This window comes from Pseudocitrobacter sp. 73, assembly GCF_008369545.1.
Classification (GTDB): domain Bacteria; phylum Pseudomonadota; class Gammaproteobacteria; order Enterobacterales; family Enterobacteriaceae; genus Pseudocitrobacter; species Pseudocitrobacter vendiensis.
The window spans coordinates 137,644-152,771 of the sequence record NZ_VTZO01000010.1; the positions used below are offsets into that span (position 1 = coordinate 137,644).

Consider the following 15,128-nt stretch of genomic DNA (forward strand, 5'->3'; position numbering starts at 1 on the left):
AGAGACATCAATTCAGGCATAATGGTGCCGATGAAACAGGCAAAGGGGAGAACGTGGAACAGGATCTCGCACGAATCGAACAATTTCTCGATGCGCTGTGGCTGGAGCGCAATCTTGCCGAAAACACGCTGAGCGCCTATCGTCGCGATCTCACCATGGTGGTTGAATGGCTGGCGCATCGTGGCCTGACGCTTGATACCGTGCAGCATGATGATTTGCAGAATTTGCTCGCGGAACGCCAGCAGGGTGGGTATAAAGCCACCAGTTCGGCGCGTCTGTTAAGCGCCATGCGCCGCTTTTTCCAGCATCTTTATCGCGAAAAAGTGCGTGCCGATGATCCCAGTGCCTTGCTGGCCTCGCCGAAGCTGCCTCAGCGTTTGCCGAAGGATTTAAGCGAAGCGCAGGTTGACCGGCTGCTTCAGTCGCCAGTGACCGATATCCCGCTGGAACTGCGCGATAAAGCGATGCTTGAGGTACTCTATGCCACCGGCCTTCGCGTCTCTGAGCTGGTCGGGCTAACGATGAGCGATATTAGCCTGCGTCAGGGCGTGGTGCGCGTCATCGGCAAAGGCAACAAAGAACGCCTCGTCCCGCTGGGGGAAGAAGCGGTATATTGGGTGGAAACGTATCTGGAACATGGCCGCCCGTGGCTGCTTAACGGGGTATCGATAGACGTTCTGTTTCCCAGCCAGCGCGCGCAACAAATGACGCGCCAGACGTTCTGGCATCGCATTAAACACTATGCTCAACTGGCGGGTATCGACAGCGAAAAGCTCTCCCCGCACGTGTTACGCCACGCATTTGCCACCCATTTGCTCAACCACGGCGCAGATTTGCGTGTGGTGCAGATGCTGTTAGGTCATAGTGATTTATCGACAACACAAATTTATACGCATGTGGCGACAGAGCGACTGCGACAACTACATCAACAGCACCACCCACGCGCGTGATGCTGACTACAAAGGACGAGTTCATGAAAAAAGGTTTAGTGATGTTTACCCTGCTGGCGGCGGCTTTTTCCGCCACTACCCACGCGGATGATGCGGCGATTAAACAGTCGCTGGCTAAACTGGGTGTTCAGAGTACGGATATCCAGACTGCGCCGGTCGCGGGCATGAAAACCGTGCTGACCAACAGCGGCGTGCTTTACGTGACTGAAGATGGCAAACACATTATTCAGGGGCCGATGTATGACGTCAGCGGCGCGCAGCCGGTCAACGTGACCAACCAGTTGCTGATGACCCATCTGAACGCGCTGGAAAAAGAGATGATTGTCTACAAAGCGCCAAAAGAGCAGCACGTGATTACCGTCTTTACCGATATCACCTGCGGCTACTGCCACAAGCTGCATGAAGAAATGAGCGACTACAACGCGCTGGGTATCACCGTGCGCTACCTCGCTTTCCCGCGTCAGGGCATTCAGAGCCAGGCCGAGCAGGATATGAAAGCCATCTGGTGCGCGAAAGATCGCAACAAAGCGTTTGATGACGCAATGAACGGCAAAGGTGCACAGCCTGCCAGCTGCGATATCAATATCGCGGATCACTACGCGCTGGGTGTGCAGTTTGGCGTTAACGGTACGCCGGCGATTGTCCTGAACGATGGCTACGTTGTGCCGGGTTATCAGGGGCCGAAAGAGATGAAAGCCTTCCTCGACGAACATAAAAAACAGACCAGCGGTAAATAATTCGCGTGAAACCACAGATTCAACTTCGCCGCCGCGAGGCGGTTGATTCAGATTCGCTGCCCGCTGATTTACCGCCGCTGCTGCGTCGTTTGTACGCCAGCCGTGGCGTGAAGTCGGCGGACGATCTGGAGCGCGGCCTGAAAGGCATGCTGCACTGGCGCACATTAACGGGCGTCGAAAAGGCCGTTGAGATGCTGCACGATGCGTTCGAGAAAAACCTGCGCATTATGGTTGTCGGCGATTTTGACGCCGATGGCGCGACCAGCACCGCGTTGAGCGTGCTTTCGCTGCGCGCGATGGGCTGCCATAACGTGGAATATCTGGTGCCGAACCGTTTTGAAGACGGTTATGGTCTGAGCCCGGAAGTTGTCGATCAGGCGCATACGCGCGGCGCGCAGATGATCATGACGGTGGATAACGGGAGCTCTTCCCATGCGGGCGTCGATCATGCGCATGCATTGGGGATCAGCGTGCTGGTGACCGATCATCACCTGCCAGGCGAGACGCTGCCGGATGCTGATGCGATGGTGAACCCAAACCTGTCTGACTGCCCGTTTCCGTCGAAATCGCTGGCGGGCGTAGGCGTGGCGTTCTACCTGATGCTGGTGCTGTGTAATCATCTGAAGGCCAAAGGCTGGTTTGAATCGCGCGGCATCGCGGTGCCGAAGATTGTCGAGTTCCTCGACCTGGTGGCGCTGGGCACCGTCGCCGACGTGGTGCCGCTGGACGCGAATAACCGCATTCTGACCTGGCAGGGCCTGAGCCGCATTCGCGCGGGTGTATGTCGTCCTGGCATCAAAGCCTTGCTGGAAATTGCCAATCGCGACCCGCAAAAGCTGGTGGCGAGCGATCTCGGTTTCGCCCTCGGCCCACGCCTGAATGCTGCCGGTCGTCTGGATGATATGTCTGTTGGTGTAGCGCTATTACTGAGCGAAAACCTCGGTGAAGCCCGTATGCTGGCAAATGAACTCGATGCGCTCAACCAGACGCGTAAAGAGATTGAGCAGGGCATGCAGGCAGAAGCGCTGACGCTGTGCGAAAAGCTGGAGCGAAGCAGCGAAACATTGCCCGGCGGGCTGGCGATGTATCACCCTGAATGGCATCAGGGCGTGGTGGGCATTCTTGCCTCGCGTATCAAAGAGCGTTTCCATCGCCCGGTGATTGCCTTTGCCCCTGCCGGAGACGGCATGCTGAAAGGGTCTGGCCGTTCGATTCAGGGCTTACATATGCGCGATGCGCTGGAACGCCTGGACACGCTTTATCCTGGCCTGATGGTGAAGTTTGGCGGCCACGCGATGGCGGCAGGTTTATCGCTGGAAGAAACGAAGTTTGATGAGTTCCAGCAGCGTTTTGGCGAACTGGTCACTGAATGGCTCGACCCGGCCCTGTTGCAGGGGGAAATTCTTTCAGATGGCGAACTTTCCCCGCAGGAGATGACGCTGGACGTGGCGCAGATGCTACGTGAAGCCGGGCCGTGGGGGCAGATGTTCCCGGAACCGCTTTTTGATGGGCATTTTCGTCTGCTGCAACAGCGCATTGTCGGTGAACGTCACCTGAAAGTGATGGTGGAACCCGTGGGCGGCGGCCCGCTGCTGGACGGCATCGCGTTTAACGTTGATACCGCCTGCTGGCCGGATAACGGCGTGCGCGAAGTTAAGCTTGCCTACAAGCTCGACATCAACGAGTTTCGCGGAAACCGCAGTGTGCAGTTAATCATCGACAATATCTGGCCAATTTAGCGCCAGTAATCGCTATAAATAAGGGCGCAGATCCGGTAAAATCTCGCCCTTATAACCGCATTTTGACTCGTCCATTAAAAGAAAACAGACCATGTTTGAAATTAACCCGGTAAATAACCGCATTCAGGACCTCACGGAGCGCTCTGACGTTCTTAGGGGGTATCTTTGACTATGATGCCAAGAAAGAGCGTCTTGAAGAAGTAAACGCCGAGCTGGAACAGCCGGACGTCTGGAACGAACCTGAGCGCGCACAGGCGCTGGGCAAAGAACGTTCCTCTCTTGAAGCCATCGTCGATACGCTGGATCAAATGTCTCAGGGCCTGGAAGATGTCTCCGGGCTGCTGGAGCTCGCTGTAGAAGCGGATGACGAAGAGACCTTCAACGAAGCCGTTGCGGAACTCGATACGCTGGAAGAGAAGCTGGAACAGCTGGAATTCCGCCGCATGTTCTCCGGTGAATACGATAGCGCCGACTGCTACCTGGATATCCAGGCAGGTTCCGGCGGCACCGAAGCGCAGGACTGGGCCAGCATGCTTGAGCGTATGTATCTGCGTTGGGCTGAAGCGCGCGGCTTCAAAACCGAAATCATCGAAGAATCTGAAGGTGAAGTTGCGGGTATCAAATCCGTTACCATCAAGATTTCCGGTGATTACGCGTACGGCTGGTTACGTACTGAAACCGGCGTTCACCGCCTGGTGCGTAAGAGCCCGTTCGATTCTGGTGGCCGTCGTCATACCTCTTTCAGCTCTGCGTTTGTTTATCCGGAAGTGGATGACGATATCGATATCGAAATCAACCCGGCTGACCTGCGTATTGACGTGTATCGCGCGTCAGGGGCGGGTGGTCAGCACGTTAACCGTACAGAATCTGCGGTACGTATTACCCATATTCCGACCAACACGGTTACCCAGTGCCAGAACGATCGTTCTCAGCACAAGAACAAAGACCAGGCCATGAAGCAGATGAAAGCGAAGCTTTATGAACTGGAAATGCAGAAGAAGAACGCGGAAAAACAGGCGATGGAAGACAACAAGTCCGACATTGGCTGGGGTAGCCAGATTCGTTCTTATGTCCTGGACGACTCCCGCATCAAAGACTTGCGTACCGGTGTAGAAACCCGTAACACGCAGGCGGTGCTGGACGGCAGTCTGGATCAATTTATCGAAGCAAGTTTGAAAGCAGGGTTATGAGGAACCAACATGTCTGAACAACAAGCACAAGGTGCTGACGCGGTAGCTGACCTTAACAATGAACTGAAAGCGCGCCGCGAGAAGCTGGCAGCACTGCGCGAGCAGGGCCTCCCGTTCCCGAACGATTTCCGTCGCGACCACACCTCAGACCAACTGCACGCTGACTTCGACGCCAAAGAGAACGAAGAGCTGGAAGCGCTGAACATCGAAGTGTCCGTTGCTGGCCGCATGATGACCCGCCGTATTATGGGTAAAGCCTCTTTCGTGACCTTACAGGATGTGGGTGGCCGCATTCAGCTGTACGTTGCCCGTGACGATCTGCCGGAAGGCATCTATAACGAGCAGTTCAAGAAATGGGACCTCGGCGATATTCTCGGCGCGAAAGGTAAACTATTCAAAACCAAAACCGGTGAACTGTCTATCCACTGCACCGAGCTGCGTCTGCTGACCAAAGCGCTGCGCCCGCTGCCGGACAAATTCCATGGTTTGCAGGATCAGGAAGCGCGTTATCGCCAGCGTTACCTGGATCTCATCTCTAACGATGAATCCCGCAAAACCTTTAAAATCCGCTCCCAGATTATGGCCGGTATCCGCCAGTTCATGGTTGCCCGCGACTTTATGGAAGTGGAAACCCCGATGATGCAGGTGATTCCTGGCGGCGCGTCTGCTCGTCCGTTTATCACCCACCACAACGCCCTGGACCTGGACATGTACCTGCGTATCGCGCCGGAACTGTACCTGAAACGTCTGGTTGTTGGCGGCTTCGAACGCGTCTTCGAAATCAACCGTAACTTCCGTAACGAAGGTATCTCCGTACGTCACAACCCAGAGTTCACCATGATGGAACTCTATATGGCGTATGCGGATTACAAAGACCTGATCGAACTGACCGAATCTCTGTTCCGCACCCTGGCGCAGAATATCCTCGGTACCACCGAAGTGCCTTATGGCGAAGAAACCTTCGACTTCGGTAAGCCGTTCGAAAAACTGACCATGCGCGAAGCGATCAAGAAATACCGTCCGGAAACGGATATGGCCGATCTGGATAACTTCGACTCGGCAAAAGCGATTGCGGAAAGCATCGGTATTCATGTTGAGAAGAGCTGGGGTCTGGGCCGTATCGTGACCGAAATCTTCGAAGAAGTGGCCGAAGCGCACCTGATTCAGCCGACCTTCATCACTGAATACCCGGCTGAAGTGTCTCCGCTGGCGCGTCGTAATGACGTTAACCCGGAAATCACTGACCGCTTTGAATTCTTCATCGGTGGTCGTGAGATCGGTAACGGCTTTAGCGAGCTGAACGATGCAGAAGATCAGGCACAGCGTTTCCAGGATCAGGTTGATGCGAAAGCCGCAGGCGACGACGAAGCGATGTTCTTCGACGAAGACTACGTAACTGCACTGGAACACGGCCTGCCGCCGACTGCGGGTCTGGGTATCGGTATCGACCGTATGGTGATGCTGTTCACCAATAGCCACACCATCCGCGACGTGATTCTGTTCCCGGCGATGCGCCCGGTGAAATAAATCACTGAGATGTAAAAAAGCCCCGATGTGTGAGCATCGGGGCTTTTTTTAACCCCTCACCCCGGCCCTCTCCCCAAAGGAGAGGGAGAAAACCAGCGAAGATTTCAACCACTTGCACAATCTGTTCCCTCTCCCTGTGGGAGAGGGTTAGGGTGAGGGGACAAACCGCGCCAGCTTATCCCGCGCTTCTTGCGAACGATACTGCAATATCATCCACGGGCTAAATGCCCACGGCGTGGCAGCCAGCGCCTGAAAAAGCGCATCTAATGAAACCCAGTGGCTATCCATCACTTCGTCCGGGTTCAATGCAATGGTATTGGTTAACCTTGCCGCATAGACCGGGCAGACTTCATTTTCCACAATACCGCTGGCGTCCGTTTCGCAATAACGAAATTCAGGATAAACCGGCGTAATGTCGGTGAGTGCCGCGCCGACTTCGAAACGGCAGCGACGGGTAATCGCCTGCTCGAACGATTCGCTCAGTTGCGGATGACCGCATACCGAATTGGTCCAGACGCCCGGCCAGGCTTTTTTGCTGAGCGAGCGTCGGGTAATCAGAACCTCACCCTGGTTATTGAAAATCCAGCAGGAGAAGGCGAGGTGGAGAGGCGTGTGGGCGGTATGTACGGCATATTTTTCCGCAGAGCCAATCTGTTCACCTTTTTCATTCAGCAAAATGACGTGTTCTTGCCCTTTCATCCTGGCTCCCGATAGCGAATTCAAAAACGCCGGATGGCGCTACACCACCGGGCAAAGCTATTATACCTCAGGCTTAAGGAAACAAACTGGCCCGCAGTGCGGAAATTGGCACAACCAGAATTAAACCCGACAGCATATTAGTGATGGATTTGGTGGTGGAAGGGTATTCTTTCAACACTCATCCTTCTGTCTGAGATATTGGCATCCGCCATCAGCCTGCTATCATAGGCGACCTGACTGAACTAACCTGAGGACGATGTTTTGCTAGCAGGATGCCTGAGTACCCAGCCAATGCGTTTTATACTGTGCCTGTTTCTCGGCGTGGTGCTGGTGGGCTGTTCCGGGAGCAAATCGGGCTCCGGCAGCTATGATGGTTCGGTCTATACCGTCAAACGCGGCGACACACTGTCGCGTATCTCTCGTGCAACCGGCACCAGCGTGGCCGAACTGGCGCGTCTGAACGGTATCAAGCCGCCCTATACCATTGAGGTCGGGCAGAAGATTAAAACCGGCAGTTCCTCAAAACTGTTAGGTAAAAAATCAAGCAGCACGGCGAAAGTGACACCATCCTCGGCCGTGCCGCAGGCATCATGGCCTCCGGTGGGGCAACGCTGCTGGCGCTGGCCGACCAGCGGGAAAGTGATCATGCCTTACTCCACCGCTGACGGCGGTAATAAGGGTATCGATATTTCCGGCAGTCGCGGTCAACCGGTGTATGCAGCAGGAGCCGGGAAAGTGGTCTACGTCGGCAACCAACTGCGCGGTTACGGTAATCTGATCATGATTAAACACAGTGAGGATTACATCACCGCCTACGCGCACAACGACACGCTATTGGTGAACAACGGCCAAAGTGTGAAGATTGGCCAGAAGATTGCCACCATGGGCAGCAGCGATGCAGATTCCGTGCGTCTGCACTTCCAGATTCGCTACCGCGCGACGGCGATTGACCCACTGCGCTACTTACCGCCGCAAGGCAGTAAGCCTAAGTGCTAAAAGACTATTTTATCGCCAGTCAGTGGCGATGAGGCTTGCCAGCGAGGGCATAAGGTTTATAATGCTCCTCGCACACGCCGAAGCGGGCGTAGTTCAATGGTAGAACGAGAGCTTCCCAAGCTCTATACGAGGGTTCGATTCCCTTCGCCCGCTCCAAACTCCTGATAAATCAGCAAGTTAATATCGTTCAGTTAATTACGTTGCCTCGTCTTAGCAGGTACAACTTAAACTCCCCTTTGCTCTACGCCCGCACCTGTCGCATGATTGGTCTGTGGTACAAGAGAGCATATCATCACGCTGGCGGTGGTTCCTGCTTCTTACCGCGACAGCGCAACAATGAATGAAATTCCGCATGCCAGGCATAACTCCCGAAACAGATTGATCACACGCATTCAAGCCCAATGTGTGGCCCTATGAGCCACGTAAAGAGCTAATAGTGGTAATGCCCCGGTAGCTACAGATCCGGCTCTGCCAGCTTCGCTCACGCTCCTAACGGTACACGAGCACTCTGATAAGGTGTGATTTCTCTTTTCTGAACATTGATGTAGTCACCTAACTGCTTCGCTTGTTGCTTGTGTAAATAGACCCGTTTTAGTTCCATGCATTTTTTGAGAACCCGCCCAAGATGTTCCTGGCCCAAAATCAATAGGGCCATATCCCGTTAGCCCCTCTCGTAAAAGCTCTGTGAAAGTGCTTTATGATACGTCTACATCAAGTTTTCAGGATTTATGATTGGACTGACATTTGATTCATCTTCTGATTTATGACCATTTAAAACAATAAAAACACGAATTATTAATGTAATTGCAACAATCTAGAATCATAAAAAAAACACCCTCACGTTTGAGAGATTATTTTTTAACTATTTGTGCTGTTATTTTTTAACCGATTACATGCCTGAACACTGGAATATTCCTACATCCCTCCAGGATAATCTTAATGTTTTTTTCAGGAACTTAAATCTCACTAGGAAAAATCCTATCAAAAATAGATGGTTATAAAATAAATGTTATTTCATGACCTTAAGAATTTCATGAGATTTTAAACACTTAACATTTGTGCGTTAAAGTTGTCACATTAGTTTACTGTACGTAATATGTACTCACCGCAGGACGTGAACATTAAACGGAGGCTTTTATCGAGAATGCCTTTGCAGAAATATGAGTTAGTACGTTGCATAAGTTGTCATTATCGGTGTGAACTAACAGCTCAGCCTACTGTGAAAATGATGAACTGCGTTGAGAACCAATATTGCATATGGCCAAATGACAATACGTATTTGCAAATTGGGATAAGAACGCTTCTTATCAATACATATTACACTCTTACGCATACGGGGCTGATTTTTGTTGATTTTTCCAGGTATAAAATAAATCTGTTCACCAACAGCAAGTGGATTGAACACCTGAAGAAGACAGGTCTGAGAATAATTCTTGTATCAGATAAACAGATGCAGCTATTAGCATCCTATTGGAAGAAGAACTATCAACAGATTGTTTCAATTATAGGCGCTACCGATAGCCATGAGGAGGTTAAGAGGAAGATCCGAACCTCGTTTTTGGGGCGCAGAGATATGTCTATATCAAGGAATCAACTAACGGATTTGGAAATACATGTCCTTGATCTTTTTATTAGTGAATACACGGTGCGGCAAATAGCGGCAATACTGAATATAACTAATAAAAAGGTCTATGCAACAAAGCAGAGCTTGAAAAATAAAATGGGAGGAAGGGGGATATTGAATAGCATCATCTCTGGATAGTACGAATACAGTTATTTGAAAAATAATGGATATAAATTTACTCACTCAGGATTAATTAAAATGAAAAAAATTGTATTAGCTGGTTTAATTGCATTAGGTTGCGTCTCCTCCCAGGCTATGGCTGATGTTACTGCGTCTGCAACTGCCAGCTGGGATGCAAGTGCAACCAAAGATACAACCAGTGCTTTGGTTGTTACCCCATTAAAATCACTGACGTTCCAGTATGCCGAAGGTATTAAATCATTTAATACCCAAAAAGGCGCATTTGATATCACTATCGAAGGCCAATCCGGCGCAACTGATTTTATGTTGACCTCGCAGATTGTCAATAACACCCTGAGCCGCACGACTGACGCATCGACACTCGATGTGGGTGTTAACTGGAACGGTGCCGCACTGAGCAAAACAACCCCAGTAACGATGATTGATACTGCCAACAATATCTCAGCTGGCCTTGATGCTCTGGCCGTAAGTACCGCTTACGCAGGTACCGATCGTGTAAGTACTCAGGGTAACTTCGATTTCAATATTGAATCAGCGACTTCTGACGGTAGCACCGCAGCAGAATTCAGTGCACTGACTGACGGTTATTGGAGTGGAGATGTCCGCGTTCAATTTAATGCCGTTTGGACCATCTGATTTATAGCTCTCCTGCCCGGTGATTTAAAGGAGGCTTCGGCCTCCTTTTGAGGATATAAGATGAAATACTGCGCTGCTTTTGTTCTGGTCATGTCATCAGCCAGTCCATTCTATGCAAATGCGATAAATGTTGGTGAAGTTACTTCAATGATGAGTAGCGATGCATCGAGTCTGGCTAAGGAGATTAAAAACACAACGGATGTCGCCCGCTATGTGAGCGTGTCGTTAGAGCGTATCAGTTCTCCAATGGCAGGTGGGAAGGTTATTCCCATGGATTCTAAAGGCGAATTATTATCCACCCCTGCGAGTTTAATTTTACCCGGCAACTCAAGTGAAAACTTTAGGTTTTTTTATAAAGGACTCCAGGATAACAAAGAGCGTTACTACCGACTTTCGTGGACAGACGAGCCTGTTACTGAATTTGATAATGTGAAAAAAAAGAAACAGGGTGAAGCAACAACATCCGCAATTATTGGAACAATTTTGGTTGTAGCTCCACACGATGAAAATTTTGATTATACCTGGCAAGGCGATACGGTTACAAATACAGGGAATGTCTCATTCCGTGTGATTTCGTACGGGCCATGCCGAGATAAGTCTAAAGATGCCGGTGAAGGGTGCAGAGAACGTTATTATCTGATGCCAGGAATAAGTGTGAAGGTAAAATATACCGACCTTACTAATAAAAAAACGCGAATCGGCATTTGGCATAATGAACAGTACATTAACGTAAACTGAGAATAGCTATGGATAATCTGGGGTATGTGAAAGGGACTCTACTTCTGGGGCTTATGATTTCTTTAAATCATAGCCTCTCGGCAGCCCCGATGACTCCTGTTAGAGTCAGTAATTACGTTATTCCTTCTGTATTTGCCAATGCGCTTTATCAGGGGATGACGGTTCCCGTTTTCATTCGATATGAGGGTGATGACAGTACTCAACGCAGCCAACAAAAAATTGCTGATGCGGTACTAACCATCAAAGATAACGAGTTTCGATTAAACCAACTGACGTTAAGTGAGTTACCTGACCGTACAGAGCTTTCCCCTAAAATTAAAACATTAATAGCAGAACTTCAGAACAAAAATATCGGAGATGGTAACCGGATTTGGCTCAGTAAAGATGCATCACTTACTCTGGATACGCGTTCTTTCTATATAGAGCTTACTGTCAACAAAGAAGCGATGCAGGCAGCGATATTGCCACGTTCGAATGTGCTCGGCGAGTCATCTTCAGAACATTTGTCCTCGGTATTAAATTACTCTGTGGGCAGCTATTACAATAAATATAAAGATAATGATAATGCCAGTAGCTATCTGACGCTTGATAATACGGTTTCTCTTCGCGAGCATCATGTTAACTTGAACGGGTCGGTATACGGTATAGGGACAAGTAACCAGCATAGTGATCTGTATCGAGCAATGTATGAACGGGATTATACCGGTCATCGCTTTGCAATGGGGATGGTTGATACCTGGAATTTACAATCAATTGCCAGTATGAGCGCCCTCAACTCCAGCCGGATTTATGGGGTAAGCTATGGGAACAAGAGTAGCTCTCAGATAGAAGATAATACATTAGCACTTATTCCCGTGACCGTTTTCCTGCCAGCCGCAGGTGAGGTTCATGTGTACCGTAATGGAAAGCTACTGAGTATCCAAAATTTCTCGATGGGGAGCTATGAGCTTGATACTTCTCGCTTGCCTTTTGGTATCTATGATGTTGATGTGCAGGTTGTTGTGAATGGTAGAGTAGTCAGCTCGCGCACGGCCAACATTAACAAAACGTTCGCAAGAAAGTCGAGCGTCACAGGAAACATTTCCTGGCAAATGTTTGGCGGTAGTCTTGAATATAATAAAACAGATTACCGACGTCATACCAATATCAACTACGGCAAAAAAGACACATGGATTGCTGGTATTGCTGCCGCCACTAGCCAACCCTGGTTATCTGGTGTAAATCTGAAGTCAACGTTCTACGGTTTTGATAACAATGGAATTAACGAAACAGAAGCTAATGTGATTTTCAATAATGCATTTAGCTATAATCAACAGATGTTGCTCGCAACAGATAGCAGTTGGCAAAGCATCTCGACTCTTAATTTAAGTGTCCCGGGCGGATATGGTAATGTTTGGGGTTCACGTCAATTCAGTAGAATTGGCGATCGCTTGCCTATGCAACAAAATGATTATGTCACTATTGGGGCAACTGCTAATTTGAGAAAAATTGTACCATTCCTTGGTACACTTACCGTTAGCCGCACTAATAACAAATACAATAAAAACACTTATACCAATATAGATTATGATCAGTCACTTTTCGCTAATCGTTATGCTACCGTCTCTTTACGAACCGGTATACAGAATTATCAATATGACGATCACGAGAGCCTAAGAGAGAAATATATCAATATAGATGTGTCGATTCCTTTTGGCACATGGTTTAGTACCGGTATCTCTAGCCAGAACGGAAATATGCTGGCAAATGCTACCGTAAGGAAACGGTTCGAAAACAGTGCGATTACCCAGGTTGGGGCCTCGTTATCGAAACGTATCAAACAAAATAATGATGACAATGGTAACTATCGCTCAGATGATTTTGCCGCTAATGGGTATGTCACTTACGATACGAAATATAATGCAGGTACTGTTGCTGTTACCCGGTCGTCGGATCGCAGCGCAAACTACAGTTTGAGTTCACAAGGCAGTATCGCCTGGACGCAAAAATCAATTTACGCCGGGAAAGGTTCGCAAAGTGCTGGTCTGGTGATTAATACTAATTTCCGCGAGCAGGGGAAAATGATGGCGCAGGTTAACGGTCAAAATTATCCGCTTACGGGTAAAAGTAATTTTATTAGTCTGCCACCGTATGCTGAATACAAGGTGGAACTCATGAACGATAAAAATTCAGAGGATAGCGTAGATATTATTAGTGGGCGTCGGAATCGAGTTGTACTTTACCCTGGGAATATTGGCGTGATTACACCTGAAATAAAACAGCTTGTCACCGTTTTTGGTCGGATGAAAAATCCAGCTGGTCATTATTATGTCAATGCGGATATTCACAATCATATAGGTAAAACTAAAACCGATAATAACGGTGAATTTGCTATGGATGTTGATAAAAGATATCCAGTGATTACTGTACTTGAAGCGAATGGAAGCCTTTGTGAAGCCGATCTTGACCTTAAAGACTCTAAAGGGGCTGTATGGCTTGGTGATATTCAATGTGAAGGACAGCAACAAACAGCATCACGAAATGGAGAAGTAGAATATGTTTATTAAGCCCTCTACCATTTTACTTTTTTTTAGTGTGTTTGTGGCTAATCCAGCCATTGCATTAACATCAAGTAGCAGTGGGAGTGGTAGCAATACCTATCTCTTTATTGACAATACTATTGATAATGAGTATTTCATAACATCCGGCTCACTTTCTCCACGTTTTAGTGGCGCAAATGTATGGACTAAATATAAAACTAACCAGCGAAGTCTGGGATATATGGGCAACTCCGGGTGGAGTTACAGTAATCGTTACTTTGACTTGTGGATTACGAACTCACCCATTACTCAGCCATTTCTTGGTATTCGCTGCATGACAACTGGTAGTGATTGTCCTGCATCGGGGTATATTTCTCCAGATGTCATGGATAATGAAGGATTTTTTCATGCAAAATCAGGTAGTAGTGCTGCAAACGGCAGTTATGGTGCGGGAACTTTAAGCCCGGTTGCCTATGAGTATTTCCGTAGCCAGTCAGTCGGTTCCAGTGATACTTTCGAACTTAATCTGTGCTACATGAATTCCAATACGGATTATGACTATGCTGCAGGTGAACGCTGTAAGGACCTGGCGAAGGGTGGTACATGGCGTTACTACACAATGACCCTGGAGAAAGTAGGTCATCTAACGCTTAATAGTACGGGTGCAATGGCAGAAATATGGGTTGCAAGTGATGGCACACCCAGTGTGAATGTCGGGTCTGATCTTTGCCAGGTGGGGGTTGTAGCTGGTTCTACCGGGCTTATCTGTAAAATGGTCTCTTATACACTCCAGCAGACCAAAAATGTGACTAACTCTCTGGATTTTCAGATGGTTATTGATACCGCCCTACTGGGTTTTTCACCTTCATCATCCGATGTAAAGTACAGTGGTGATGGTTCCAGTTGGAGTAACTATTCCTCGTCGAGTACTTACTCAAAAGTTTTCACGACCACTGGGGAGTATGTTTATGTTTTTTTATCAAACTCTTTCTTTAAAAAGGCACTCGCGGCCGGAACGAGTTTGTCTAATAAAGATTCATTATTTACTTTCTATTTTGATAACTCTGTTACCCCGCAATCAGGATACTATCAATTTACCCCCTCGACGCTTATCAACATTACCCCTAAAGAATATGGGATCAGTATCGTATCAACAGATGGAACGACAACACCTTCGGCATCAGGAAAGATTGGTGATGAAAATCCAATTACCTTTGAATATAAAGTAACGACATCGGCAATACGCCAGGCCGACAGCATCACTGCACAGGTAGTGGGGGATTCAACAACACTCAATGGTATTCCGTACTGTACTTTTACATCTTCAGATTCTTCAATGACTGTCCCCATCCCGGCTTATCTATCATGGATATCGGCGTCTGGAGGTGAAGTTAAAGCCAGAAACAGTTGTAGCGAAGACCCTATTAATATGACCAATGCAAATTGGGTTCAAACCGCATGGAACGCGAATGTCGATGAAGGGTATTATTTCACGACGACATTAAAACTGCTCTTTCCTATGAATGATACCCGATCAAAACTGACTGTAGATGGAAGTGACTGGATGGGTACGGTAAATGCAAGTGGCGAAGTGAAGGTCACTGCGACGTGGGTCGGTGTTGATAAGTAGGA

General features: G+C 48.7%; 11 protein-coding genes and 1 tRNA gene. 11 read left to right on the plus strand and 1 reads right to left on the minus strand.

What is annotated here, in order from left to right; translation table 11 throughout:
• The first annotated feature begins 53 nt into the window (after positions 1-53).
• The 5 genes from xerD (at position 54) to lysS (ending at position 6,143) form a co-directional block, all read left to right on the plus strand.
• Complete coding sequence (gene xerD / locus F0Q32_RS12410) at positions 54-950, plus strand: site-specific tyrosine recombinase XerD (protein ID WP_149463303.1); 897 nt, start codon at positions 54-56, stop codon at positions 948-950.
• A gap of 23 nt (positions 951-973) precedes the next feature.
• Entirely contained in the window at positions 974-1,687 is a 714-nt protein-coding gene (gene dsbC / locus F0Q32_RS12415; protein ID WP_149463304.1) for a bifunctional protein-disulfide isomerase/oxidoreductase DsbC, read from the plus strand.
• 5 nt (positions 1,688-1,692) lie between these two features.
• Positions 1,693-3,426, plus strand: coding sequence for a single-stranded-DNA-specific exonuclease RecJ (recJ, locus tag F0Q32_RS12420; RefSeq protein ID WP_149463305.1), 1,734 nt, complete (start codon positions 1,693-1,695; stop codon positions 3,424-3,426).
• A gap of 91 nt (positions 3,427-3,517) precedes the next feature.
• Positions 3,518-4,616 (plus strand): peptide chain release factor 2 gene (gene prfB, locus F0Q32_RS12425; protein WP_015963134.1). Its coding sequence is split into 2 segments (ribosomal slippage): positions 3,518-3,592 and positions 3,594-4,616, totalling 1,098 coding nucleotides; the frame shifts between segments, so codons are not numbered across the junction.
• 9 nt (positions 4,617-4,625) lie between these two features.
• The gene (lysS, locus tag F0Q32_RS12430; protein ID WP_149463306.1) at positions 4,626-6,143 is read left to right on the plus strand and encodes a lysine--tRNA ligase; all 1,518 of its coding nucleotides are present in this window, start codon (positions 4,626-4,628) and stop codon (positions 6,141-6,143) included.
• Between the two features lie 147 nt (positions 6,144-6,290).
• Here the strand turns inward: lysS and idi are convergent, their stop codons facing one another.
• Positions 6,291-6,842, minus strand: coding sequence for an isopentenyl-diphosphate Delta-isomerase (idi, locus tag F0Q32_RS12435; RefSeq protein WP_149463307.1), 552 nt, complete (start codon positions 6,840-6,842; stop codon positions 6,291-6,293).
• Positions 6,843-7,133: 291 nt separating this feature from the next.
• On the opposite strand from idi, the gene actS reads away from it, so the two are divergent.
• The 6 genes from actS to F0Q32_RS12470 all read left to right on the plus strand — a co-directional run bounded on the left by actS (position 7,134) and on the right by F0Q32_RS12470 (position 15,126).
• Positions 7,134-7,838 (plus strand): amidase activator ActS, encoded by a 705-nt coding sequence (actS, locus tag F0Q32_RS12440; protein WP_370516879.1) that lies wholly within the window; start codon positions 7,134-7,136, stop codon positions 7,836-7,838.
• Positions 7,839-7,920: 82 nt separating this feature from the next.
• Positions 7,921-7,994, plus strand: a tRNA-Gly gene (locus F0Q32_RS12445).
• A gap of 1,666 nt (positions 7,995-9,660) precedes the next feature.
• Positions 9,661-10,239, plus strand: coding sequence for a common pilus major fimbrillin subunit EcpA (locus F0Q32_RS12455; protein WP_149463310.1), 579 nt, complete (start codon positions 9,661-9,663; stop codon positions 10,237-10,239).
• A 60-nt stretch (positions 10,240-10,299) separates the two neighbouring features.
• Entirely contained in the window at positions 10,300-10,977 is a 678-nt protein-coding gene (locus F0Q32_RS12460) for a hypothetical protein (RefSeq protein ID WP_149463311.1), read from the plus strand.
• A gap of 8 nt (positions 10,978-10,985) precedes the next feature.
• On the plus strand, positions 10,986-13,523 hold the full coding sequence (locus F0Q32_RS12465) for a TcfC E-set like domain-containing protein (protein WP_149463312.1): 2,538 nt from the start codon (positions 10,986-10,988) through the stop codon (positions 13,521-13,523).
• Positions 13,513-15,126, plus strand: coding sequence for a fimbrial protein (locus F0Q32_RS12470; protein WP_149463313.1), 1,614 nt, complete (start codon positions 13,513-13,515; stop codon positions 15,124-15,126). The genes F0Q32_RS12465 and F0Q32_RS12470 overlap by 11 nt, the downstream gene beginning before the upstream one ends.
• Positions 15,127-15,128 lie beyond the last annotated feature (2 nt).